This window comes from Thioclava marina (assembly GCF_002020135.1).
Taxonomy (GTDB): domain Bacteria; phylum Pseudomonadota; class Alphaproteobacteria; order Rhodobacterales; family Rhodobacteraceae; genus Thioclava; species Thioclava marina.
The window spans coordinates 511,168-534,281 of record NZ_MPZS01000002.1; the positions used below are offsets into that span (position 1 = coordinate 511,168).

The 23,114-nt window shown below is 62.1% G+C and carries 23 protein-coding genes; 3 read left to right on the forward strand and 20 right to left on the reverse strand.

Going from position 1 to position 23,114, the window contains the following annotated elements; all coding sequences use genetic code 11:
* Positions 1-458: 458 nt before the first annotated feature.
* From BMG00_RS12680 to BMG00_RS12700, 5 genes are read right to left on the reverse strand one after another with little or no spacing between them, the layout of a single operon-like run.
* Positions 459-1,187 (reverse strand): MBL fold metallo-hydrolase, encoded by a 729-nt coding sequence (locus BMG00_RS12680; RefSeq protein WP_078574583.1) that lies wholly within the window; start codon positions 1,185-1,187, stop codon positions 459-461.
* A complete protein-coding gene (locus tag BMG00_RS17940; RefSeq protein ID WP_078574584.1) occupies positions 1,184-2,209 on the reverse strand; it encodes an ABC transporter ATP-binding protein in 1,026 nt (341 codons plus the stop codon). Before BMG00_RS17940 ends, BMG00_RS12680 begins: the two co-directional genes overlap by 4 nt.
* Positions 2,206-2,976, reverse strand: a complete 771-nt coding sequence (locus tag BMG00_RS12690) for an ABC transporter permease (RefSeq protein WP_078574585.1) — start codon at positions 2,974-2,976, stop codon at positions 2,206-2,208. The genes BMG00_RS17940 and BMG00_RS12690 overlap by 4 nt, the downstream gene beginning before the upstream one ends.
* Positions 2,976-3,830, reverse strand: coding sequence for an ABC transporter permease (locus tag BMG00_RS12695; RefSeq protein WP_078574586.1), 855 nt, complete (start codon positions 3,828-3,830; stop codon positions 2,976-2,978). Before BMG00_RS12695 ends, BMG00_RS12690 begins: the two co-directional genes overlap by 1 nt.
* A 13-nt stretch (positions 3,831-3,843) precedes the next feature.
* Positions 3,844-4,893: a polyamine ABC transporter substrate-binding protein gene (locus BMG00_RS12700; RefSeq protein WP_078574587.1), complete on the reverse strand. Its 1,050-nt coding sequence runs from the start codon at positions 4,891-4,893 to the stop codon at positions 3,844-3,846.
* A 110-nt stretch (positions 4,894-5,003) separates the two neighbouring features.
* Between BMG00_RS12700 and BMG00_RS12705 the strand changes: the two genes are divergently transcribed.
* Complete coding sequence (locus BMG00_RS12705) at positions 5,004-5,639, forward strand: TetR/AcrR family transcriptional regulator (protein WP_078574588.1); 636 nt, start codon at positions 5,004-5,006, stop codon at positions 5,637-5,639.
* 92 nt (positions 5,640-5,731) lie between these two features.
* Here the strand turns inward: BMG00_RS12705 and BMG00_RS12710 are convergent, their stop codons facing one another.
* The 7 genes from BMG00_RS12710 to BMG00_RS12740 form a co-directional block, all read right to left on the reverse strand.
* A complete protein-coding gene (locus BMG00_RS12710; protein ID WP_078574589.1) occupies positions 5,732-6,532 on the reverse strand; it encodes an ABC transporter permease in 801 nt (266 codons plus the stop codon).
* Positions 6,529-7,383, reverse strand: coding sequence for an ABC transporter permease (locus tag BMG00_RS12715; protein WP_093470085.1), 855 nt, complete (start codon positions 7,381-7,383; stop codon positions 6,529-6,531). Before BMG00_RS12715 ends, BMG00_RS12710 begins: the two co-directional genes overlap by 4 nt.
* Positions 7,380-8,420, reverse strand: coding sequence for an ABC transporter ATP-binding protein (locus tag BMG00_RS12720; RefSeq protein ID WP_078574590.1), 1,041 nt, complete (start codon positions 8,418-8,420; stop codon positions 7,380-7,382). The genes BMG00_RS12715 and BMG00_RS12720 overlap by 4 nt, the downstream gene beginning before the upstream one ends.
* A gap of 80 nt (positions 8,421-8,500) precedes the next feature.
* On the reverse strand, positions 8,501-9,565 hold the full coding sequence (locus BMG00_RS12725) for an ABC transporter substrate-binding protein (RefSeq protein ID WP_078574591.1): 1,065 nt from the start codon (positions 9,563-9,565) through the stop codon (positions 8,501-8,503).
* A 26-nt stretch (positions 9,566-9,591) separates the two neighbouring features.
* The gene (speB, locus tag BMG00_RS12730; RefSeq protein WP_078574592.1) at positions 9,592-10,551 is read right to left on the reverse strand and encodes an agmatinase; all 960 of its coding nucleotides are present in this window, start codon (positions 10,549-10,551) and stop codon (positions 9,592-9,594) included.
* 96 nt (positions 10,552-10,647) lie between these two features.
* Entirely contained in the window at positions 10,648-11,568 is a 921-nt protein-coding gene (locus tag BMG00_RS12735; RefSeq protein ID WP_078574593.1) for a LysR family transcriptional regulator, read from the reverse strand.
* Entirely contained in the window at positions 11,568-12,359 is a 792-nt protein-coding gene (locus BMG00_RS12740) for a nitrilase-related carbon-nitrogen hydrolase (RefSeq protein WP_078574594.1), read from the reverse strand. The genes BMG00_RS12735 and BMG00_RS12740 overlap by 1 nt, the downstream gene beginning before the upstream one ends.
* 527 nt (positions 12,360-12,886) lie before the next feature.
* Between BMG00_RS12740 and BMG00_RS12745 the strand changes: the two genes are divergently transcribed.
* The gene (locus tag BMG00_RS12745; protein WP_078574595.1) at positions 12,887-14,149 is read left to right on the forward strand and encodes a PQQ-dependent sugar dehydrogenase; all 1,263 of its coding nucleotides are present in this window, start codon (positions 12,887-12,889) and stop codon (positions 14,147-14,149) included.
* Positions 14,146-14,724, forward strand: a complete 579-nt coding sequence (locus BMG00_RS12750; RefSeq protein WP_078574596.1) for a c-type cytochrome — start codon at positions 14,146-14,148, stop codon at positions 14,722-14,724. Before BMG00_RS12745 ends, BMG00_RS12750 begins: the two co-directional genes overlap by 4 nt.
* A 553-nt stretch (positions 14,725-15,277) precedes the next feature.
* Here the strand turns inward: BMG00_RS12750 and BMG00_RS12755 are convergent.
* The 8 genes from BMG00_RS12755 to BMG00_RS12790 form a co-directional block, all read right to left on the reverse strand.
* On the reverse strand, positions 15,278-15,607 hold the full coding sequence (locus BMG00_RS12755; protein ID WP_078574597.1) for a DUF4387 domain-containing protein: 330 nt from the start codon (positions 15,605-15,607) through the stop codon (positions 15,278-15,280).
* A 10-nt stretch (positions 15,608-15,617) separates the two neighbouring features.
* The gene (locus tag BMG00_RS12760) at positions 15,618-16,976 is read right to left on the reverse strand and encodes an acyclic terpene utilization AtuA family protein (RefSeq protein ID WP_078574598.1); all 1,359 of its coding nucleotides are present in this window, start codon (positions 16,974-16,976) and stop codon (positions 15,618-15,620) included.
* A 163-nt stretch (positions 16,977-17,139) separates the two neighbouring features.
* Positions 17,140-18,138, reverse strand: a complete 999-nt coding sequence (locus tag BMG00_RS12765; protein WP_245795029.1) for a sigma-54 interaction domain-containing protein — start codon at positions 18,136-18,138, stop codon at positions 17,140-17,142.
* A 12-nt stretch (positions 18,139-18,150) separates the two neighbouring features.
* Entirely contained in the window at positions 18,151-19,218 is a 1,068-nt protein-coding gene (locus BMG00_RS12770; protein WP_078574600.1) for a C45 family autoproteolytic acyltransferase/hydrolase, read from the reverse strand.
* Complete coding sequence (locus BMG00_RS12775) at positions 19,215-20,225, reverse strand: ABC transporter ATP-binding protein (RefSeq protein ID WP_078574601.1); 1,011 nt, start codon at positions 20,223-20,225, stop codon at positions 19,215-19,217. The genes BMG00_RS12770 and BMG00_RS12775 overlap by 4 nt, the downstream gene beginning before the upstream one ends.
* Positions 20,222-21,217, reverse strand: a complete 996-nt coding sequence (locus BMG00_RS12780) for an ABC transporter ATP-binding protein (RefSeq protein WP_078574602.1) — start codon at positions 21,215-21,217, stop codon at positions 20,222-20,224. The genes BMG00_RS12775 and BMG00_RS12780 overlap by 4 nt, the downstream gene beginning before the upstream one ends.
* Positions 21,214-22,104 (reverse strand): ABC transporter permease, encoded by an 891-nt coding sequence (locus BMG00_RS12785; protein WP_078574603.1) that lies wholly within the window; start codon positions 22,102-22,104, stop codon positions 21,214-21,216. The genes BMG00_RS12780 and BMG00_RS12785 overlap by 4 nt, the downstream gene beginning before the upstream one ends.
* Entirely contained in the window at positions 22,101-23,108 is a 1,008-nt protein-coding gene (locus tag BMG00_RS12790; RefSeq protein ID WP_078574604.1) for an ABC transporter permease, read from the reverse strand. The genes BMG00_RS12785 and BMG00_RS12790 overlap by 4 nt, the downstream gene beginning before the upstream one ends.
* Between the last annotated feature and the right edge of the window lie 6 nt (positions 23,109-23,114).

Below are 23,114 nucleotides of genomic sequence, written 5' to 3' on the forward strand. Positions count from 1 at the left end.
CCCCCTCCCCCGGTTCAGATGATGGTAACGATGCAGGGCAAACCCGCTCCTGAGACGACGCCCAACGTCCCTGGATGCCCCATGATTGCCCCGCGCACTGCAAGCCCGCAAGCCTTTCAGCCTATCCGCGAAGCTCACGGTTACTGCCGAAGCCTATCACGCCCGCGGAACTGCCGCGCCACAAAGCCCCCATCCGTCGCTTGGCAAGTCGCAATGCCGACGAGGGCCCCGACCTCGCGCAGGTTCTGCCTTCCATACGTGCGTGCTCTTGGGCGCCACGCGCGCAAGATCGTCGACAAACGCTGCTGCGACGTGAGTTTGATCGCGGAAGCAGCCTCAGACCGAATTCAAAATGAAAGGGAAAGACCGGCCGCGCGGTGCTAGCCGCATCGGGCGCGATTGCGGCCCTCATCCGAATGTCCGGCGGAGACGGGCCTAAAGATCCGTTCGGCCCGATCTCACGCTTGTTTCTCGCGCAGCCACTCTGTGATGAGGTCGTGCAGGCGCTCGCCTGAAAAGGAGGGAAAGTGCCCGCCATGCACGACGCGCACCGGCAGCCGAAGAAGACGCTCCATAGACCGCATGTAATCGGCCGCATCTGCGTGATAAGTGTCCTCGATGAGCGGCCCGTCATAGACGATGTCACCCGAGATCAGGATACCGGTCGCCGCTTCCCAGAGCGCAATACCGCCGGGGCTGTGACCGGGCGTATGGATCACCTCGAAATGCCTGTCGCCCAGGTCGATGATGTCGCCATCGACGAGCAGCCGCGTCGCGGGCGCCCCTTTCACTGCATAGGTCGTCGACCTGTAGGGCACGTCCGGAAGCGCGTCGAAGATCTCGTCGGTGACATAGGGATCGGCCAGGGTGCTCGCGCGGGTCGGATGCGCCAGGATCTCGGCCTCCGCCTCGTGGCAAAGCCTGCAGGGGAATTCGTGGTGACAGCCGATATGATCGAAATGGGTGTGGCTCGCCACAGCGTCGAGCGGACGTTCGCTGACCAGCGGGACCCATTCGCGCAGCGACACCACCCCCATGCCGCTATCGACCATCAGATCACGATCGCGCCCGCGCACATGCCAGATGTTGCAGCGGTAAAACTCCTGAATCCACGGCTCGTCGATCCAGGTGATCCCGTCCCCGACATGGCGCTGCCGATACCAGTCCTTCGGAGGGATAGGGTTCATCGGCCATCCTCCGAGAGCAGCACAGGATCCCGCCCGAAAAGCTCGACCTCCGCTCCCGGCGCGGGATGCGCGCCCTGCGGCAGATTCACCGTCAGGGTCAGATCGGGCGCGTTGAGCGGGACGAAATGACAGCGATGATGGGTTCCGAAGAACGCGGCTTCCTGCAATCGTGCGCGCCCAAGACTGAAGCTGCCTTCGAACCCGATATTCTCCGGCCTCAGACACAAGAGACCTTCGCCGAGATCGAGCGGCAGCGGACCGAGCGGCGAGACCGAATTGCCGCCGTCTCGGCGCACCGGGATGCGGTTCATCTCGCCCATGAAATCGGCAGAAAACAGCGTGCGCGGGCGCAGGTAGACATCCTCGGGCGTTCCGAAATGTTCGATATGGCCGCGATTCATCACCACGATCCGATCGGCGATCGCCATCGCCTCCTCCTGATCATGCGTCACATGGATGAAAGTCGTGCCGACCTTGCGCTGGATATTCTTGAGTTCGTCCTGCATCTGGCGGCGCAGTTTCAGATCGAGCGCGCCGAGAGGCTCGTCGAGCAAGAGCACATCCGGCTCCACCGCAAGCGCCCGGGCAAGTGCCACCCGCTGTCTCTGTCCGCCTGAAAGCGCATGTGGTTTGCGCGCGGCGAACGCCGAAAGCCCGACCATCTCGAGCATCTCGAGCGCCCGGTCATGACGCGCTTTACGCCCGACGCCGCGCATTCTCAGGCCGAAGGCTACGTTGTCGCGCAGGTTCATATGCGGGAAAAGTGCGTAGTCCTGAAACATCGTGGTGGTCGGGCGATCCTTGGGCGCGACACGTGTCATATCGCGACCACCAATCACGATCTCGCCCTCCGACGGCGTCAGAAATCCTCCGATGATCGACAGAAGCGTGGTCTTGCCGCAGCCGGAGGGGCCCAGAAGCACGATGAATTCTCCCGCCGCGATCTCGAGATCAATTCCTTCGAGCGCCGTGAAACTCTGGAACCTGTGACTGACGGAACGGATCTGCACCTCGGCGGTCATTTGGACCCCTTTCGGAAAAGCGTAAGTTCGAGCGTCACGACGACAGCTACAGAGACAAGGAACACGAGTGAGCCCACCGCGTTCGTCGCGGGCGAAAGGCCCGAGCGCAGCATCGACCAGATCTCGACCGGCAGCGTCACGTCGAAACGCGTCAGCAGGAAGGCGATGATGAACTCATCCCAGCTGAAGGTGAACGACAGAAAGAAGGCGGCAGCCAGCGAGGGGGCAAGCATTGGCGCTGCGATATGCCAGAGCACCTGCCACTCCCGCGCGCCCAGATCGCGGGCGGCCTGAAGCGCGCTTTTCTGGTGCTCCCCGATCGCGGCATAGACGATCGCGAAGCAAAGCGGCAGGTTGATCACCACATGACCGATCCCGGTGGCCAGAAGCGAAGGCCGGATGCCCACCTGGTTGAACATCTGCAAGAGCCCCAGCCCGATGATCAGGTAGCTTACCGTCATCGGCGCGATCAAAAGCCCGCGCATCAGCGCGCTGCCCGGCAGAACCGTCCGCGCCAGACCCGAGGCGGCCAGAAAACCCAGCGTGACCGCCACCAGAGACGACAGGACGGCAACCATCAACGAATTGACGAGCGCTTCCATCAGGTCGCGGTCGGCGAGGATCTTGGCATACCATTTCAGCGTCGCGCCCTTGAAGGGCGGAACGGGCAACCGGCCGTCCTGAAACGAGAAGATGACCAACACGACGACGGGAAGCAGGATGAAGGTGAAGATCGCGCCGAGATAGACCCAGGAGAGCGTGCGCATCAGACCCGCTCCATCTTGAGCCAGCGTGCGCAGGCGAGATAGGCAAGCGTCACGATCAGCATCAGAACCAGTGAGAGCGCGGACGCCATCGGGTAATCGCCGCGCCGCCCGAGTTGCAGCATGATGAGCTGCGGCAGCGTCAGCTCGTTATTGCCGCCGAGGATCTGCGGGGTGATGTAATCGCCAATGCACAGCACGAAGGTCAGGAACGCGCCTGTCACGACCCCGGGCAGCGTGAGCGGCAAGATCACCAGCCGGATCACCTGCCATCGCGAAGCACCCAGATCCTCGGCCGCACGGGCATAGTTCGGCGAGAGCTGGATGAGATTGGAATAGATGGTCAACGTCAGCAGCATCACGAAGAAATGGACAAAGCCGATCACGGTCGCGCTGCGCGTGGCCATGATCTGCACCGGCTCGGATAGCATGCCGAGACCGACGAGGGCATTCATCACGACCCCCTTCTCTCCCAGCACGAGCGCCCAGGAATAGGACCGCACCACATAGGAGGTCCAGAACGGCAGAACTGCGAGCAGGAGCGCAAGGCGCCGCCAGCGCACCGGGATACGGGTGGCGATGATCCAGGCGAGCGGCCAGGCGAGCGCCACCGAAATGACGGTGACAAGCGCCGTGATCTCGAGCGAGACGGCGATCCCCTTGAGCAGCGACGGTTCGGTGAAGATCTTCGCGTAGTTCCGCAAGTCCGGCCCCGAAACCACGGAGCGTCCCTCGAGATGCGACAGGCTCATCAGCGCCATCGCGAGGAAGGGAAGGACGAAGAAGACCAACGTCCACAAGAGCGCGGGAGCGACGAGCGTCGCTCCCTGACGTTTCTCGATCCGTTCAATGCTCATGAGCGCACCGCCCTCAGTTCTGGAGCATGTCGGTCCACAAGTCCTGCATCGCCGAATCCGTCTGCGCATCCGGCACAGGGTAGAGCTGCGCCCGGGCGAGATAATCGGCCTGGTCGCTCCAGCGAAGGACCGCCTTCTCATCTTCGCTCAGCGCGTCACCCGCAGCCTTGTTCGCGGGCATGCCCCAATAACAAGACGAGGTCGCAAGCCGTGCCTGCCCCTCTGGCGAGGTGATGTATTTGATAAACTCGATCGCGAGTTCGGGTTTTTGCGTGCCCTCGACCATCCCGATCGACTGCGCCCAGAGAAGGCCGCCCTCCTTCGGGATTGTCCAGTCGAGATCGGGATTTTCGGAATGAAGTACCGCAGTCAGCCATTCGCCGCCGCCGATCAGCACATCGACTTCGCCGGTCGCAAGCGCGGTCTGGCTCGCCACCACGTCCGAGACCTGCTTGGAGGCCGCCTTGAGTTTCATCAGCGGGTCGCGCAGCTTCTCGAGCGCGGCGGCGTCGAGATTGGCGGTGTCGATCCCCTCCGCGAGGCCAACCAGCCCGAGGACCGGCAGGTAATAGTCATAGACAGCAATCCGGCCGTCATATTTACCCGACCAAAGCGTGGCGAGGCTTTCCATGTCCTTTGGATCCACCTTCGCCTTGTTGTAGGCCAGCGTGTTGTAGCCGAACTTCTCGGTCACCGCGTAGGTCTTGCCATCGACGGAATTATGGTCTGCCAGCACGACCTGCGGGAAGTAATCAGCGGTCGAGACCGCCCCGTCGGGCAGCGGAGCGAGATAGCCCTGCTCCACGGCGCGCGCGACATCGACAGCGTCGATCACCATCACGTCCCAATCTCCGGGCCGCGATTGCTGGAGGATCGTCAATCCAGCCGCCGTCCCCTCGTATTCCTTCACATTCACCCGGACATCATGGGCCTTCTCGAAAGGCTCGAGCAGCTCCGGGTCCGCATGGTCGCACCAGATCAGTGCATTGAGTTCTTCAGCCTGCGCCGCGGGGACCAGACCGAGCAGCAACGCCGCAGCGGCGCATGTTCTCTTGAAAGTCATCTCTCTCTCCTGTTGCGTGCCGGCATCTTTTCGCGCCGTGCGATGACGAAAAAGTTGAACGGGTTCATTTTTGTAGTCAATAATAATTTTAAGGCAGATCAGGAGGACCCATGGCGGGGCTTCGCGAAAAACAAAAAGCCAAGCGCAATCGCGCCATTCTCAAGGCAGCAAGCGCGCTTTTTGGGCAAAGCGGATACGAGGCGGTGCGGATCGAAGCGATCGCGGAGCGTGCCGAGGTCTCCGTCGGCACGTTCTACAATTACTTCGAGACCAAGGCCGATCTGCTTCTTGCGATCGTGTCGATGGAGGTGGAAGAGGTTCTTCATCAGGGCGAGGAGGTTCTCGCCAACCCGCCTGCCAGCCCCCAGGACGCTCTTTGCGCGCTGATCTCCGTCTACTACGATCACTCGCTGGTCTATCTGACCAAGGAGATGTGGCGCACGGCAATGGCGCTCGCGATCCAGCATCCCGAAACACCTTTTTCCAAGCGCTATCGAGGGCTCGATACCGCCCTGAGCGATCAGGTGGTTGCATTGGTGCGCAGCTTGCAAAGCCGCGGCGCCATCCGGGAAGAGGCGCGTCCGCAGCGTCTCGGCGAGATGATCTTTCTCTGCCTCAATGGACATTTCATGGCCTTCACGACCTCCGAGACGATGAGCCTCTCCACGCTGAAGGAGACGGTCTTCGCCCAGGTTCATGAAGTGATGCAGTTCTTTGAGCACTCGGACGATCGCACCGACGCATAGATGGCCGTGAGAGACAAGGCGCCGCCGACAAACCCCGCAGTCCTCGATCGCGACTTCCGCCCCCGACAGATCCATGCGAGCAACCAGTTCGCTCATTCGCTCCGACCGCGTTCCGATCCCATCAGGCGCGGCAGATCCCCGAACCGGCCGATCAGACCGAAGACCAGCGCGGCGAGCAGAACGAAGAGAACCGACACCACGCCGAGGATTGGCGTGTAGCCATAGCGCAGGGCGTTGAAGATCTTGATCGGGATCGTCTCGACGGTGAACCCGGCGACCATGTAGGCGATGATGTATTCGTTCAGGCTGAGCACGAAGGCGAAGGCATAGCCAGAGACGATGAAGGGCAGCACGAGGGGGCCGATCACCGTGCGCATCACCGTCCAGCGCCCTGCCCCCATCACCCGCGCCGCCTCCAGCAGGGATCTGTCGATACCTTTCAGGCCGAGAGAAATCGTCACGAGCGGCAGCGTCACGAGGAAAACGGCATGCGCGATGATCGTCGCCCAGATCTGGCCGTATCCGCCGACCGTCATCCAGAACACCATGAACCCAAGCGCCGAGATCACGGGCGGCAAGGTAAAAGGGGCAAGCCCGAGCCCCGTCAACACGCGCGCCGCGATGCCGTTGCGCTCCCAGGCGAAAAGCGCGAGCGGCAGCGCGATCGACACGGAGAGCGCGGAGGCGCAGGCGGCGATCAAAAGCGAATGGCCGAGCGGAACGAGCCATGCGCTATCCTGAAACAAGGTCCCATACCAGCGAAGCGACGGCTCGACTGGCGGGAAGCGCAGCGTCTGCGGTCCGTTGAGAGACACACCCGTCACCACCACAAGCGGCGCAAGCAACATCAGCAGGATCGCTACCACATAGGCGCGTTTGAGCAGTTGCGTCATGCCGCCCTCCTCTGCCGCCCCGCAAGCGAAGCAAGCCCGACAAGCGCCAGCGCCACGAGCATCAGGAAGATCGACATCGCCGCGGCGAAGGGCAGGTTCGTCTGGTAGATCGCCTGATCGGTGATGTGGACCGACAGCGTCCAGTCCTCGGAACGCCCCAGAAGCTGCGGAAGAAGATAGGAACCGAGCGTGAAGACGAAGACGAGGATGAACGCCCCGACGATTGCGCCCCTGAGGTTAGGCACGACCACTCCGAAGAAGGCCCGGCTAGCCGACGCCCCCATCACGCGGGCGGCCTCCACGATTTCGGGATCGAGCCGCGAGACGGGCGGGTAGAGCACCAGAACCGCGAAGGGAAAGCCGATGTAGCAAAGCCCGGTCACAAGGGCGAAGAGAGATGGCGTATAGGCTTGCGGCTCTGAGATCAGCCCAAGCCAGTAGAACAGGTTCGAAATTCCGGCTGTCTTGGACAGCAAAGTCGAAAGCGAGAAGCCGATGATCACCTCGGAGAGCGACAGCACCGAGAGCAAAACGACAAGCGCCACGGTCTGCGTGCGGTGGCTCATCGACGCGAGAAACACGGTGAAGGGAAAGGCCAGCACGACACAGATCGCGGCAGCCGCGACCGACACCCCGACCGAAACCGCCATCACCTTGGCGAAGAAAGCGGACAGGAAGCGCGCGTAATGGGTGAGCTCGAAGCCCGGAATGAATGCGCCCGCCGGATCGCGATGCGAGACCGAGACCGCCAGCATGATCCCGAACGGAACGAGGAAGAAGATCGCCAGCATCAGCGCCGGCCACAAGGCGACCCAACCCGGCGTCGCGCGCATCTCGGCCCCGTCGCTCATGCCACCACCACGCGCTCGCCCGGCCGGAAGTCGAGGCTCACCCGGTCGCCGGGGCGATAGCTCGCCTGCGTCTCGGGGGTGAGTTGCGCGATGACCTCCTGCCCGCTCGCCTGCAACAGCACATGGCGGCTCTCGCCCAGATCGCGCACGAAAGTCACTTCGGCCTCGATAGCGCCTTCGCCAGCGGGCATGATCGCGACATGCTCGGGGCGCACCGAGAGCTGCGCCGCCCCGTGATCGACCCCGACCCGGTCACCCTCGACAATCGGCAACCGCGCGCCCAGCAGCTCGATCGCCCCGTCATGGATCGCGCAGGGCAGAAGGTTGGTCGTGCCAATGAAGCCTGCCACGAAGGCATTCGCCGGATTTCGGTAAATCTCCATCGGTGCGCCTGCCTGCTGGATGACGCCATCCTTCATCACGATTACCAGATCGGCCATGGTCAGGGCTTCCTTCTGGTCATGGGTGACGACAATGGTGGTCACGCCAAGGCTCTGCTGGATCTGGCGCAGCTCGATTTGCATATGCTCGCGCAGCCCCGCATCGAGGGCCGAAAGCGGCTCATCGAGAAGGAAAACCTTCGGATCGATGGCGAGGCCGCGCGCGATCGCGACACGCTGGCGCTGTCCGCCCGAGAGCTGGTCGATCCGCCGCGCACCCATCCCCGGCAGCCGCACCAGCTCGAGCAATTCCTCGGCCCGCGCCTCGCGCGATGCACGATCCGCCCCGCGGATCGCGAGCGGATAGGTGATGTTTCCGGCCACGTCGAGATGTGGGAAAAGCGCCAGAGACTGAAACACCATTCCCATGTCACGCCGGTGCGTCGGCACCTGGGTCTGATCCTCTCCATTGACGAGGACGCGGCCGCCGCTCGGAGTCTCAAGCCCCGCAACCAGCCGCAACAGCGTGGTCTTCCCGCAACCCGAAGGCCCGAGAAGGCAGACGAATTTGCCCGTGGGAATTTCGAGCGAGACATCGTCGAGCGCGGTGAACGACCCGAATGTCTTGCTAAGCCTCTCGATGCGCAGATTTGTCATCGCTCTCCCGTTCCGCCTGAGCAAATGAGTGCCGTGGCGACATCGAGACGCCACGGCACCGATTTCGAAGTTCGGCCAGATCAGCCGGTGATCATTTCCGACCACTTCTGATTGATCCAGTCGCCGCGATCCACATAGATGTCGTAGAGCGGCAGGATCGGCGCCTTGTCCGAGGACACGGAAGCGAATTCCTCGTCGGTCAGATCGGTCAGATCGCGCGGCACGGTCGGCGCGGTGCCGACATTGCGCGACATCTTCGCCTGGATCTCGGGTTGCGCCATGTAGTCGATGAAGATTTGCGACTGTTCGAGCGCGCTCGAGGCTTTTGACACCACCCAGGAGCCGGAATCGAGAACGGCACCCTCTTGCGGGAAGGTCGACCGGACAGGCTTGCCCTGCGATGCGGCGAGCGAGGTGACATCGTGGTAATACTCGCCCATCGGGATTTCCCCGGTTTCGAGCGCCTGCTGGAACTGGCCCTCGTCGCGATACCAAAGGCGCACATTCGGCTTCACCTCGGCGAGCTTCTCCATGACCTTGAGGATACCCTCTTCCGTCTTGAGAATGTCGGTGCCGCCAAAATGGGTGCTCGCGGTGATCTCGAGCAAGAAGGAGTTGGTCGCGAGCGACATCAGCCCCAGCTTGTCCTTGTTCGCCGGATCCCACAGCGCCTGCCAGGACGCCGGCGCCTCGGGATAGGCGTCGGTATTGGTCACGAGCGTGACATACCAGCTCACGGCTCCGGTGCCGTAGACGCTGCCATCCTCGTAGCGATGAACGAAGTGGTCGGGCAGCGCCGCTATCTTGCCCATCTTGTCGGCGTCGAGCTTGGCCCAAAGCCCCGAACGTTCGCCCTTGATGCGCGGCAATTGCGCCATCATCGACACGTCGGCCGGTGCCTGCCCCGCACGCGCGGCCTGAGACAGCTGAACAAGCCACGCTTCGCCCGTAGGCTCGGCGATACTCTCGATTTCGATGCCGGTGGCCGCCGTGAAATCGGGATAGATGAACTTGTCGAAACTGTCCTTGAAGTAGCCACCATAGGTGCCGACCTTCAGTGTCGAACCGGCCGCGCGCAGCACCGTCGGGGCCGCGAGGGCCGCCGTTCCAAGAGCCGCACTCAGTAGAAACTCACGTCTTTTCATTGGATAATCTCCCTGTTGTCCGGCTCTTATTTTCGCCCATGCGGCACGCCGGGCAGCGCGCAGAGCATTTCATAGAGGAAGTTGGCGGCGATCACGGCGGTATTGCCCGCCATGTCATAGGGCGGCGACACCTCGACGAGATCACAGCCCACGAGATTGAGCCCCGCCGTCCCGCGGATGATCTCTAGTCCCTGCATCGTCGTGAGGCCGCCGACCTCGGCCGTTCCCGTTCCTGGCGCGAAGGCGGGATCGAGACTGTCGATATCGTAGGAAAGATAGACGGGCGCATCGCCGATCTGTGCCCGGATTTCGGCCATAAGGGGCGAGAGCGATTTGTGCCAGCACTCTTCGGCTTGAATGCAGGTCCAGCCGCGTTCGCGGCCCCAGCCGAAATCATCCGGTCCGTAGCCAGTACCTCGCAGGCCGATCTGGAAGACCTTGTCGTTGATCAGGCAACCCTCTTCCCAGGCACGCCGGAACGGGCACCCATGGGCGACAGTCTCGCCGAACATGTCCTCGTTCGTGTCAGAATGTGCATCGACGTGAATCAGGGCGACTGGCCCGTGCTTCTCGGCGATCGCCCGGAGAATGGGCCATGTCAGCGTGTGATCGCCCCCGAGTGTGAGCGGGATCACGTCATGGGACAGAATGGATCGGTAATGCTGCGCGATGATCTCCACCGATTTTTTCAGGTCGTAGAGATTGATCGGCACATCCCCGATATCGGCCACCTGCAGATGCTCGAAGGGCGCAGCCCCCGTCGCCATATTGTAAGGCCGGATCATCCGGCTTTCGTCGCGGATCTGACGCGGGCCGAGCCGGGTGCCGGGGCGGTTGGAGGTTCCGATATCCATCGGAATTCCGACAAAGCACGCGTCGAGCCCTTCCGCTGTGGGTGCGGAAGGCAGCCGCATCATCGTTGCAGGGCCACCGGTGCGCGGCATGGCATTGCCGCTGAGGGGTTGATTGAAGCGGTGTTCGGTCATCGCAGTCTCCGTTACGCAGGCGGAGAATGCGGCGCAGAGTTGATCTGAAAAATATCGATGCGTTGAAATTCACTTCGACAAAAATCGAAGCATCGCTCAGCAGCTGTCGCTTTTTTCAGCATCACTCGCGTAGAGCGCTTGGAGCTCCGTGCGCATCGCCTGTGCAAGTGGCGATGCCTCGGCATCGGGCCGTGTGATGGCCTCGAACGGACAGCGATAGAGAAAGCGCTCAGGCAGGATCGCCCGCAAGCGACCTGCCTCGACCCAGCGACGCGCCGAATGATCCGGCATATAGCCGATGAAGGCGCCCGACAGGATCATCACGAGCTGCTGCTCAAGCCCCTGCGCGACTGCGGTCGTGTGCGGAAAATCTCGATTGTTCCAATGATCGTCACGCCAGTAGCTGCGCCCCACCGCGCGCATCGAACTGACGAATTCCGGTGTCAGAGCCTCGTCGGGCACCCCCCAGAGCGGATGCCCCGGCGCGCAGTAGAGGAAATTCTCCTCCTCATAGAGCTTTTGATAATGCAGCCCCGCGACCTTGTGCGGAAACGATCCGATCGCGAGATGAAGCGAGCCTTCGAGAACGCGGGTCTGGAATTCCTGCGGAGAGCCTTGGGCAAGTTCGAACCGCAACGAGCGTGCGCGCCTTTCCAGCGCCGCGATCGCCTGGGGCAACCGGAAATTCGGATCTGTGACGACATGATCGACAAGGCCGACGCGCAAAGTTCCGGAAAGCGTACCTCGCAAGGCGGCGGTTTCGCTGACGAACTCCTCCGTCGCGGCGAGCAGCCTGATCACGGCCGCATGAACGACCTCACCTTTCTGGGTCAGCCGGAACCCGGCACGCCCCCGACGGCACAGCGTCACGCCCAGACGATCCTCCAGAGCGGTGATCTGGGTGGAGATCGTCGACTGGCTGACGTTGAGCTCTGCCTGCGCAGCGGCGAAACCGCGATGGCGCACGACCGCGTCAAACACTCTGAGAAGGCGTAGATCCGTTCCCGCAAGCTGCATCAGCGATCCTCTTCGATCGGCCGAAAATCGCGCGCTTGGGTTGAGAGCAACGCGGCGTCGTATTGCGGCTTCAGCGCCGCGAGGAGCATCGCGGGTTCCGCTCCTGCACGCACGAGGGTCTTGCCATCCGGCCCCACGATCACCGACAGGCCGAAATACTCCAGATCGGCTTCTGTACCGCAGAGATTGGAATAGACGATTGCCAGTCCGTGATTGGCCGCCATCGCGGGCACGACATTCTCGCCCACGTGCTCGAAAGGATACATGGCCGCGGTCGGAGCAAGAATGAGATCGACACCCCGCGCGCGCAGAGCTGCGATATGCGGTGCGAATTCGACATCGTAGCAGATGAGAATCGCTGCGCGTTTCCCTCCCAGATCAAAGATCGTGTATCGCGAACCTCTCAAGAAACGCTCGGCTTCCGCAGCTCCGTAGAGCTGGATCTTTCGATGATTGCCCAGCAACGCGCCTGCTGACGACATGCAGAGCGCAGAGTTGTAGAGCCCCTCCTGCGCGCGCTCCGGGTAGCCCACGCAAATCGCTCCGCTGGCCGCTCGTGCCAGCGGAGCGATCCGCTCCGCCATTTCCTCGACGCTCATTGCGAGCTCGCCTAGGTCCTCTCGTTGATACCCGGTCAGGAAAAGTTCGGGAAAGACCACAACCTCAGCCCCGGCCCGACCCGCAGCGCCCGCGACCCGCGCGATTTGATCGAATGCGGCCTCGCGATCTCCAGCGACCGTTTGCCCCTGCCAGAGCGCCACAACCGTTCCGGTCTGCGTCTCGATGCTCATCGTTGTTCTGTTCTTTCGTCTTTGCGGAAAATTTGCCGCCAGCGATATCCGATCGCCGCGTTGCGATAATCTCGCCGGTCTGGACTATGCCTGCAAGCCTGGATGCGGCCGACGCTCAGGGACGCCCGGGATACGCCCGCGCGCTACGCACATAAAGCGCCGCGTGAAAGGCAGCCATCCGATGGGCGGCGGCCCTGCGACATGAGCAAGTCTCGCCCCCAAGTCCCAATGACATGAAGTGCGCCGCGCTCCAAACCCGACTGGTCACCCTCATATCAGGTCGCCAAGGAGGCGAAAGGTGGTGGTTCCCTCTCGGCAGATAGCGACGCCCCCTCCCCGGCCAGGCTCGCGACTAAGGGAAAACGTCGGGGACTTCCAAGCAGGTTGTTCGCCTCGATCACGCGCGGATCAAGCAAAAATCACGAAAGTGTTGACAGAAAGGTGGTGCCTTACTCACCCTGTATGCGGCCTCGCGTCGCTTGAGGGAGAAGCGAAATGGCGCGGGGCCGTCATTTTGGGAGGATGAAATGAAGATCAAAACGCTCATCCCGGGCATAATGCTCGGGACAGTGATTGCTATGCCGGTAATCGCTCAAGAAAACATGGAAAAGCTGTCCAACATGCAGCGGACAGATGCGAGCTTCACCTATGTCGATCAGGAGGGAGAACGCGCCAACGCGCTTCGCGATATCGTCCAGCACATAAAGGTGCCCGAGGGATTCGAGGTCAGCCTCTATGCTGTCGTGCCCGATGCGCGCTCGATGGCAGTGGCGCCGCAGGGGACCGTGACTTTCGTGGGCACCCGCAAAGACAAGGTCTGGTCAGTGGTTGATCGTGATCGGGATCGCGTTGCCGACGAGGTCAAGGATTTCGCGCCTTCGGTCAGCTTTGATATTCCGAACGGGCCGTGTTTCTCGCCCGACGGCTTTCTCTTCATCGCCGAGCGCAACCGCGTTCTGACGTTCCCGGCGGCCGAGTTCTTCTTCGAGGGGCCCGATCCGGCGGTGGGCGAGGTCGTGCCGCAGGGCCAGCTCATCCCCGCCGAGGAGGAAAGCTTCAACCATACCGCCCGGGTCTGTCGCATCGGTCCCGACGGAAAGCTCTATATCTCGCTGGGTCAGCCGCATAACGTTCAGCCGGCCGACAAACTCGAGATGTATGACAAGATCGGCATCGGCGGCATCATTCGGATGAACACCGACGGCTCCGGACGCGAAGTCTACACACGCGGCATCCGCAACTCGGTCGGGCATGATTTCAACCCGGCCAATGGCGAACTTTGGTTCACCGACAACCAGGTCGACGGGATGGGCGACGACATCCCGCCGGGTGAATTGAACCGCCAGAATGCAGCAGGTCAGCATTTCGGGTTCCCTTGGACCAATGGCGGCGTCGATATCCCCGCCTATAAGGACGTGCCGAGACCGGAGGCGGTCGAATTCGTAGAGCCTCAAGTCCAAATGGACGCGCATGCGGCCGATCTCGGGATGCGCTTTTACAAGAAGGGTTCGTTCCCGGAAAAATATCATGGCGGGATCTTCTCGGCCCAACACGGTTCTTGGAACCGCACCACCCCTGTCGGCGCCCGCGTGATGTTCACGGCTCTCGACGAAGAGGGTAACGCCGCATCGACCGAAGTCTTTGCCGAAGGCTGGTTGAACCAGGAGACTGGCGAATACCGGGGGCGCCCGATGGATATCGCATTCCTGCCGGACGGCTCGATGCTGGTTTCCGATGACTTCGCCGGCGCGATCTGGCGGATCACTTACAATCCTGTGAGCCCTCAATGAGGCTGGCAGCAATCACGATCCTCGGCGGGCTCATGCTCGCCGGGGGGACACCCGCTTTCGCCGATGATCCCGTCGAGGGTCAGAAGGTCGCAAGAATGTGCCAGACCTGTCACGGCATTGACGGCCTTGCACGCATGCCGATCGCACCCAACATCGGAGGGGAGCCGAAAGAGTATCTCGAGGCTCAGCTCATGGCGTTCAAGACCGGCGCGCGCGAACACGAGATGATGACGGTCGTGGCGTCGACCCTTTCTGCCCAGCAAATTTCGGACGTTGCGGCCTGGTATGCATCCCATACCGCCAGCGCCTCGCTTCCCGCGGGAACGAGCGAAGACGAGGCTCCGTCTGAATGTGTCTCCTGTCACGGGATCGATGGCATCTCGATTGCACTGAATGCGCCGAACCTGGCGGGAGAAGCGAATACCTATATCGTCACGCAGCTCAGAGCGTTTCGGATAGGTACGCGAAAGCATGAAATCATGTCGGAGATCGCCGCGAAGCTTTCGGATGAGCAGATCCGACAATTTGCGGATTGGTATTCGAAAGTGAATTTGCAGATCACGAGAGAGGAATGACATCCAGCGCCCAGCCTTTGTGAGGGGCTGTTTTTCCGCAATCTTTATGGCGCGACTTTAGATCTCTCGGAAGCGAATGCCGGCTTTCGAGCCTCGCCGTATACTGCATGTTCGGATCTTGTCCCCCACGGATGCCCTTCAGCATCGTTTCCGCCGCCGGTTTCGCTGTTCCGGCTTTCCGTCGCCAACGTCACGCTTTGGTGGGGCCGATGAGCCAGAAACTCTCGATTAATGAATCAACTCAGTTGTCCGACGGATGCTGACGGGGGCACGACAGATATCCCGTATCCGCTCTGCGCGTGCTACCTGATCTACGCGGCGGGATTTGGCGTGAAGCGGGCGCTGCGGATTTGGCTGCGAGGACGTCTTGCGGGCAGCTAGTCATAGCGGGCCAGCAACTGTTGCCAGTACCGGAACCGAAAACGATCTCGATAAAGTCCCGATTTTTTCATACCTCATATCGGAAAACTCCCCGCCGATCGAGACGACCAACGGGGAGCATGGCTTCAGGAGACTGCGCGGCGCCCTGTCGGCGCCGCGTGCGCAATGACTTTCAAGCGCTCAAATCCACTTCCACGTCGAGGAAGGGTGCGTATTGTTGCGCGCCGAAAATATCGCCATCCCCTGCGCTGCCCGACGGGCGTTCGCGCAAGATAGTGAACTTGATCGCATATGCCGGATCATATTCGACAAAATCCGTCAGACGCGCCGCGTCGACGCCTAGCACCGCGCAGACGCTCTCCGGCGTCAGCGCCTTCGACCGCTTGACCATCTCGTAGGTATCTTTCTCTCGAAAGATGATGTCGAAGGTGATCTTGTCCGTGCCTGCATTCTTGGAGCGGATCGTCTTGGCCAGATCAGCGAGTTTCTTACGGGTATTCATGGGCCTCTCCTCAGCCGATCGTAGCACTATGGGTCGGGAACAGTTCCAGCGGATCATCCACCGCCATCGTGTGGTTGAGCGTCCAGCGATAGGCCGGGCTTGCCTGCATCACCTCGTCGAGGACGAAGGACACACCGCCTGCGGTCCCCTTCACATCGGGCAACCGGGCGTAGAACAATTGCCGCGTGCCGGTCATGGCCACCTCTTCGGCCATTTCGCGCGTCGGGGCGACGCCCTGAACGACGACGCATAGCTCGTGGCCGGGCTGATCCCGGAGCGGCTCCATGTCACCCATCACGCCGTCGCGGCCAAAGACCGAATAGTGCAGCTCCCAGCCTTCGGGACCAAACCGGTCCACGGTCTGCTGGCGGGCCCATTCGATCACCTGATCGACATTGGCGATCGTGTAGGGGTCACGGATACCCGCCATGCCGACGAAGCGCTCGCCAACCTTGCCCGACCCTTCGAGCTTGACCCGGAATTCCTCGGCCGGATCAAAGGTCATGCCAGTGACACGGGTCGTCTTTTCCGCAGCCTGCTCGTAATGGCAGTTCGTCATGTCGAGCTTGCCGCCCGCCACGAATTCGTGAAACGGGTTCGAGCGCTCATACATGGCATGGCCCGCGACCGACGCGATGGTGCAGCGCTGCTCGGGCGCCATGGCGGTGACCTCGACATGATCCGAGGTGATCTCGCCCATGACGGTCTCTTTCGCGCCGTAAGGCTCTGCGCAGAAGGACGCACATTCGAGGACCTTCCCGAGGTAGTAGCTTTGCGCCTCGGGGAAGCCGCGGTGCAAGGCCGCCGAAGCGAAGATCGCGCTGTCAGAGCAACGCCCGCCGATGATCACATCGCAGCCCTCGTCGAGCAGCTTCATGAACGGATGCACGCCGGCCATCGCGACGATGCGCTGCGTCGCGTCAAGCTCTTCCTCGCTCAGGTCGGGACGGGCGTCGAGCCCCTTGACCGCCGAGCCCGAACGGATCTTGGCGCGGACATATTCCCGGTCGACCTCGGAATAGAACCAGCCGAGCTTGAAGGGGGCGAGGTTGTGGCGCTTGGCGATGTCGCGGATGATCTCGACATACATATCGACATGGCTGTTGGTGCCGGTATCGCCGGCCGAGCCGATCATCATCGGCACGTCCAGTTTGCGTGCGGCGAGCAGCATCTCTTCGAGATCGTGCTCTTGCCAGGCGCGCGGGCTTGCGCAGCTGTCGTTGCCCAGCGGGACCGGGCCGATGTCATCGCTGCCCGAATCCGCCGCGATGAAGTCGGGCTTAGCGGCGACGCCAAGATGGAAGCTCCCTGTCTTGAGGGGGGCGAAGCCGAGATGCCCGTTCGGGCAGATGATCTTGAGCGATGCCATGGATGCCTCGTTTTGCTATCGTTCCTGCAGTCTAAGATGCAGGTTTCGTGCCAACGGTTTTTACCCGAAATCTCGACATATTCGCGGAGTTGGCGTGCAAAATCGACGCGCCACGCGCAAATTGCACGCAGCACGTCGTATCAGCGAAAAAATTCGGAAAAACTCAGTCTTGCCGGAGACCGAGCTTGATCATCTGGTGGCGCAGCGCATGACGGCTTAGCTTGAGAGCTTCGGCTGCCGATTGGAGATTGCCGTTCGCGTCCGCAAGTGCCTGAGCGATGATCTGGCGCTGAAATTCCGCGGACAGTTCGTGAAACCCGCCCTTGGGGAGTGACTGCATCGGGGCTGCTTCTCCCGCGCTTTGGCGCAGGCTGCGTGGGATCCGTTCGGGAAGGTGGCTCGGCAGGATTTCATCCTCTTCCTCAAGAATGAAAATCCGCTCAAGCAGGTTCTCCAGCTCGCGCACATTGCCCGGCCAGCGATAGGCACGAAAAATCTCGGCCGTTTCGGGGTGCAGGCCGTGTATGTTGCGATTGTACTGGCGATTGTAACGAGCAATGAAATGCGCCGCGAGGGTGATCACATCCTCACCGCGATCGCGCAGCGACGGAATATTCAGCGCCACGACCTGCAAGCGGTAATAGAGGTCCTCTCGGAATTTGCCCGAATTCACTTCGGACAGAAGGACCTTGTTCGTCGCGGCGATGAAGCGGACATCGACCGAGGTGGATTTCACCGCGCCGACCCGGCGGAACTGCTGCGTGTCCAGAAGGCTGAGTAACTTGGCCTGAAGCGTCAGGTCCATCTCGCGAATTTCATCAAGGAAAATAGAGCCTTGATTGGCCGCCTCGACGAGGCCGACTTTGCGTTCAATAGCTCCGGTAAACGCGCCGCGTTCGTGACCGAACAGCTCGGATTCCATCAGACTTGCGGGGATTGCGGCGCAGTTCAGGTCGATGAACTCCTTGGAGGCACGGCTGGAGGCGCGATGGATCATGCGTGCGACCAGCCCCTTGCCGGTGCCGGTCTCGCCATAGATCAAGACCGTGCGCACGGGACTTTTCGCCACGCGCGCGACCAGTTTTCGCAAGGCGAGAATGCCGGGATGCGACCCGATCAGTTCGTTCTCGTATTCGGCCATTCCCTGCGCTGTCCCCGCCACTGATCCGCGCTCCTATCCGGCCAGGGGATGATGGGCATACCACGCATCGCGACAGGGGGAGCCCGCACAGAGTAGCAGCCCGGGTGCAGCGCAGGAATAGACAGCCGACGCGATGGTCTTGGTGCCATCCTCCGCGCCGTGTTGGCAGACAGGGGCGCCCTGCTCGGGGTGGCTCGCCATCAAGACCCGTGCGCTCGCACGATCCCAGCTGCGCGTCGGCAAGGTCGATGCCAGATATTCGTAGCGGCGCACCGAATTGGAGGCGATGCAATCGCCCTCGGGCAGCAGCGTGTCCTTTGCCAGAGCATCCGAGATGTAATGGTTGGTGCGCAGCACCAGACTACCCTCGACAATCTGTGGGCCGCTGGCGCCAAGCTCGACCGCCGCGACGGCCCCTCTGGCGTCCGCCATCACCAGAGTACCGCCGCCGGCATGTGGCTGCGACCGGATGATGTCCAGCGCCTGAGCGACCGTGTCGCAGCGCGCCAGAAGCCGTGTCATCAGGAAATAGCGCAGCCATCCGACGCGATGGTGGCGCACCGCGACCTGGGTATCGGCCAGCGCGAAGCCGCGTGCATTCACGCCCGAAGAATAAGCGCCCGGACTGCCTATGGATCCAAGGCACAGCATCGCCCCGGTCGTCACATCCGGACCCGCATGGCGCGCCACGGACTGGATGCCCAGATGAGTGCCGGAGAAGTCACGGTTCTTGACGACGAGCGGCCCCTCGGGCCCGTCAGAGACCGCCCAGGCGGAACAGCCATCCTCGAGACGCGCGCCCCCCTTGAGGTCACGCAACGTGCCCAGATGCAGATGCGCGAACAATTCCGCGGGATCCAGCGCAAAGCCGACCGCGATGCCGTCGAGCTCGGCAAGCCCTTCGGGGTCGATCTGCTCATGGAGCGCACGTTGCGCCGAGAGGTAATCCTCGGCCGCAGCATCGATCAGCCCTTCCGAGCGCGCCTGAGCGACGCGCCCGATCGTGGCGGCGCGCACCTGATCGGCGCGCCCGGCATGCGCTTGCCCGCGCCCACGCTCCTCGGCCGAGCCGCTGAGTTCGAGCGTGATCGCCGCGCTCATGCTTGCGTCTCGTCGAGAAGGGAGAGGTTCTCGGCCAGTCGGTGGCAGGCCGCGGTGTGACCGGGGCCAACAGTCTCCGCTCCAGGCTGTTGACTGCGACAAGCATCGATCGCCAGCGGGCACCGGGTGTGGAACTTGCACCCTTTCGGCGGATTGAGCGGCGAAGGCAGATCGCCGGCCAACCTGATCCGCTTGTTCCGCCCGGCATGGTCAACCTCGGGCACCGCCGACATCAGGCTTTGCGTATAGGGATGGCGCGGATTGGCGAGGATCTGCTCGACCGGCCCCATCTCGACGATCTCGCCCAGATACATGACTGCGACCCGGTCGGCGAGGTAGCCGATCACCGAGATGTCGTGACTGATGAACAGATAGGTCAGCCCCATCTCGCGCTTCAGTTCCAGAAGCAGTGCAATGATCTGCGCCTGGATCGATACGTCGAGAGCCGAGACCGGTTCGTCGCAGACGATGAATTCGGGATGCGAAATGAGGGCACGCGCGATACCGATCCGCTGACGTTGCCCACCCGAGAACTGGTGCGGATATCGGTCGATCTGGCCGGGCTTCAAACCAACCTTCGCGCAGATCGCGGCGACCTTCTCACGCAGTTCAGCGTCGTTCGCGGCCAAGCCGTGAAGCTTCAGCGGCAACCCGACGATCTCGGCAACGGTGCGCCGAGGGTTGAGACAAGCATAGGGATCCTGAAAGATGATCTGCATCCGCCGCCGCATCGCCTTGAGTGCAGCGGCGTCCAGCGCGGTCACCTCGGTTCCGTCGAAGGTTACCTCGCCGCGGGTCGGTTCGTGCAGACGCAGGATCGCGCGGCCAAGCGTGGACTTTCCGCAGCCCGACTCCCCGATCAGACCGAGGATCTCGCCCTTCTCGACCGTGAGGTTGATCTCGTTGACCGCACGCACCACCGTGTGCTTCGCGCCAGTCAGGCGATCGAAGATACCGCGCCTGCCCTCGTAGTGTTTCGACAGGCCTTCGACTTTGAGCAGGCTCATTCTTCATCCCCTCCGATCAGGATGCAGCGCGCATTGTGCGCGGGGCCGGCAGCCCGCATTTCCACGGGCGCAAGGCAGGCTTCGCGCCGCTGCGTGCACCGCGAGTAGAAGCGGCATTGCGGCGCGAGCCCGATGAGGTCCGGCACCTGACCCTCGATAGGGTGGATCGGCTGGCCGCGCAGAGCAGGCCGCGGGATCGACGCCAGAAGCCCCTGCGTATAGGGATGTTTCGGCGCGCCGATCACCTCTGTGGTCGGGCCTTCCTCGACGACCTGTCCGGCATACATTACCATTACACGGTCGCAATGCTCGGCCACCACGCCAAGATCATGCGTGATCAGCGCCACGCTCATTCCGAGCTTCGCGCGAATGTCCGAGATCAGTTCGAGTACCTGCGCCTGGATCGTCACATCGAGCGCAGTGGTGGGTTCGTCGGCGATCAGCAGCTTGGGTCGGCAGGCCAGCGCAATCGCAATCATGATCCGCTGCCGCATCCCGCCCGAAAACTCGTGCGGATATTGCCGGAGCCGGGTCTCGGCCGACGGAATGCCGACAAGCCCGAGCATCTCGATCGAGGCCTTGCGGATCGCCTTGCGCCGCGCAGCTCCGCGTGCGGGCAGAGTCTCATCATGGGCCTCCAGCACTTCGGCGATCTGCTCGCCCACGCTCAGCGCAGGATTGAGCGCTGTCAGCGCGTCCTGCATCGTCATGGCGATGTCGCGTCCGCGGACCGCACGCATTTGACGGGGGCTGAGACCGCGCAGGTCGCGGCCGTCGAACACGATTGTCCCGCTCTCGATCCGGCCCGGCGCTTTCACCAGCCCCATGACCGAGGCGAAGGTCACGCTTTTGCCCGAGCCACTCTCGCCCACGATGCCGAGACATTCGCCCCGTCGCACCGCCACGCTGACACCGTCCACCGCACAGATCCGCCCGGCCCGCGTCTCGAATACCGTGCGCAGGTCGCGCACTTCCAGCAAAGCGTCTTTCATTCGGAAAACCTCGGATCGAAAGCGTCGCGAAGACCCTGGCTCGCGACATTGATCGCCAGCACCAGAAACAGGATCGCAAGGCCGGGGAAGGTCGAAACCCACCAGGCTTCGAGCATGAAGGCGCGCCCGTCGGCCACCATAGAGCCCCAGGATGCGGTAGGCGGCTGGACCCCGAGGCCCAGGAAGGAGAGCGAGGCTTCGAGAATGATCACATGCGCCATCCGGATCGTGGCCACCACGATCACCGGAGAGAGCACGTTGGGAAGGATCTCGCGCAGCATGATATGACCGCGCGAGGCGCCCAATGCGCGCGCCGCTTCGACATATTCCAGCTCTCGCGTCACCAGGGTTTCGCCCCGCACGACACGTGCCGGGATCACCCATTCCTTGTAGGCGAGCGCAAAGATGATGTTCCAAAGCCCTGGCCCCATCATCGCCATCAGGCCGATCGCGAAGATCAGATAGGGGAAGCCGAGAAGGATATCGACGATCCGGGAGATCAACATATCCACCCAGCCCCGCAGATAGCCCGCAGCCAGACCGGCGAGAATGCCGATCGTGGTCGCGACCAGGATCACCACGATCCCGATGAAGATCGAGATCCGCGCCCCATAGACGATGCGCGAGAGGATATCGCGCCCCAGCGCGTCGCAGCCCAGAACATAGGACCACTCCCCCCCGGCCATCCAGCCCGGCGGCTGCAGGCGGCGGAACAGGTCGGTCTCGTTCGGGTCATGCGGAGCGATCCAGGGCGCAAAGACCGCCATCACCACGAACAACACGACGATCAGCGCACAGAGCATCGCCAGCCGGTTGCCAGTAAAAGTCGCGAGATTGCGGCGCAGGATGGTTTCCGACGCGGCGGGGGTTTCGGCTGCAAGGCTCACAGTTTCACCCTCGGATTCAGAACGGTGTAAAGCAGGTCGGCGACGAAGTTCAAAAGCACGTAGGTCACGGCGTAGAACAGCACGGCCGCCTGAACGAGTGGGTAGTTGCGCAAGAAGATGCTCTCGACAACGAGGCGGCCCAGGCCCGGCCAGCCATAGACAGTCTCGACGATCATGTTGCCACCTAGCAGGCTGCCGGTCTCGATCGCGGCCACCGAGACGGTCGGGATCAGGGCATTCTTGAGCGCATGGCGAAACAGCACGCGACGACGCGACAGCCCCTTGGCATCGGCAAAGGTCACATAATCCTGTCGCAACACTTCCAGCATCGAGGTGCGCGTGACCCGCATCAGGATTGCGGTCATCGGCAAGCCAAGCGTAATCGCAGGCAAGATGAGATGGGCGACAGCGTCCCCGAACGCCTTCATGTTCCCCGCGACCAGGGTGTCGATCAGAAGAAAGCCGGTGACGCTGGGCACTTCGGAATCGAAGCCGATCCGACCCGACACCGGGAGGAGATGCAAATGCACCGCAAAAAGCATCAGCAACAGAATTCCGAACCAGAACCCCGGTAAAGATACTCCCAGCAAAGACCCCACCGTGGCGATCCGATCGAAGATCGAGTTCTTTTTGATCGCGGCCAGAACGCCCAGGGGGATTGCGGTCGCAAGCGCGACGACCAAGGCCACGAGGCTGAGTTCGATCGTGGCGGGCAGCCGCTCGGCGATCACATCGGCAACCGGACGCTTGTGATAGAAGCTTTCGCCAAAATCGAAATGCGTGGTATTTCCGAGGAAGATGAAGAAGCGTTCAACCATCGGCCGGTCGAGACCCATGTCGTGACGCAGTTGCGCCTCTTGTTCTGCGGTAATGGCCTGATCACCGATCATGATCTGCACCGGATCGCCCGGTGTCAGTGCCATCATCGTAAAGGCGATGACGCTGACACCCAGCAGAACGGGCACAAGTTGTGCGATACGCTCCAGGAGCTTGCTGAGGCTCATGCCCGT

What these genes read in the sequence shown, in the direction of transcription:
- BMG00_RS12715 (WP_093470085.1), bottom strand. Translation starts at nt 7,383, where the DNA reads ATGAGCGACGGGGCCGAGATGCGCGCGACGCCGGGTTGGGTCGCCTTG.
- BMG00_RS12775 (WP_078574601.1), bottom strand. Translation starts at nt 20,225, where the DNA reads ATGAGCCTGCTCAAAGTCGAAGGCCTGTCGAAACACTACGAGGGCAGG.
- BMG00_RS12720 (WP_078574590.1), bottom strand. Translation starts at nt 8,420, where the DNA reads ATGACAAATCTGCGCATCGAGAGGCTTAGCAAGACATTCGGGTCGTTC.
- BMG00_RS12710 (WP_078574589.1), bottom strand. Translation starts at nt 6,532, where the DNA reads ATGACGCAACTGCTCAAACGCGCCTATGTGGTAGCGATCCTGCTGATG.
- BMG00_RS12750 (WP_078574596.1), top strand. Translation starts at nt 14,146, where the DNA reads ATGAGGCTGGCAGCAATCACGATCCTCGGCGGGCTCATGCTCGCCGGG.
- BMG00_RS12755 (WP_078574597.1), bottom strand. Translation starts at nt 15,607, where the DNA reads ATGAATACCCGTAAGAAACTCGCTGATCTGGCCAAGACGATCCGCTCC.
- BMG00_RS12790 (WP_078574604.1), bottom strand. Translation starts at nt 23,108, where the DNA reads ATGAGCCTCAGCAAGCTCCTGGAGCGTATCGCACAACTTGTGCCCGTT.
- BMG00_RS12680 (WP_078574583.1), bottom strand. Translation starts at nt 1,187, where the DNA reads ATGAACCCTATCCCTCCGAAGGACTGGTATCGGCAGCGCCATGTCGGG.
- BMG00_RS12690 (WP_078574585.1), bottom strand. Translation starts at nt 2,976, where the DNA reads ATGCGCACGCTCTCCTGGGTCTATCTCGGCGCGATCTTCACCTTCATC.
- BMG00_RS12760 (WP_078574598.1), bottom strand. Translation starts at nt 16,976, where the DNA reads ATGGCATCGCTCAAGATCATCTGCCCGAACGGGCATCTCGGCTTCGCC.
- BMG00_RS12700 (WP_078574587.1), bottom strand. Translation starts at nt 4,893, where the DNA reads ATGACTTTCAAGAGAACATGCGCCGCTGCGGCGTTGCTGCTCGGTCTG.
- BMG00_RS12745 (WP_078574595.1), top strand. Translation starts at nt 12,887, where the DNA reads ATGAAGATCAAAACGCTCATCCCGGGCATAATGCTCGGGACAGTGATT.
- BMG00_RS12695 (WP_078574586.1), bottom strand. Translation starts at nt 3,830, where the DNA reads ATGAGCATTGAACGGATCGAGAAACGTCAGGGAGCGACGCTCGTCGCT.
- BMG00_RS12770 (WP_078574600.1), bottom strand. Translation starts at nt 19,218, where the DNA reads ATGAGCGCGGCGATCACGCTCGAACTCAGCGGCTCGGCCGAGGAGCGT.
- BMG00_RS12725 (WP_078574591.1), bottom strand. Translation starts at nt 9,565, where the DNA reads ATGAAAAGACGTGAGTTTCTACTGAGTGCGGCTCTTGGAACGGCGGCC.
- BMG00_RS12780 (WP_078574602.1), bottom strand. Translation starts at nt 21,217, where the DNA reads ATGAAAGACGCTTTGCTGGAAGTGCGCGACCTGCGCACGGTATTCGAG.
- BMG00_RS12705 (WP_078574588.1), top strand. Translation starts at nt 5,004, where the DNA reads ATGGCGGGGCTTCGCGAAAAACAAAAAGCCAAGCGCAATCGCGCCATT.
- speB (WP_078574592.1), bottom strand. Translation starts at nt 10,551, where the DNA reads ATGACCGAACACCGCTTCAATCAACCCCTCAGCGGCAATGCCATGCCG.
- BMG00_RS17940 (WP_078574584.1), bottom strand. Translation starts at nt 2,209, where the DNA reads ATGACCGCCGAGGTGCAGATCCGTTCCGTCAGTCACAGGTTCCAGAGT.
- BMG00_RS12735 (WP_078574593.1), bottom strand. Translation starts at nt 11,568, where the DNA reads ATGCAGCTTGCGGGAACGGATCTACGCCTTCTCAGAGTGTTTGACGCG.
- BMG00_RS12740 (WP_078574594.1), bottom strand. Translation starts at nt 12,359, where the DNA reads ATGAGCATCGAGACGCAGACCGGAACGGTTGTGGCGCTCTGGCAGGGG.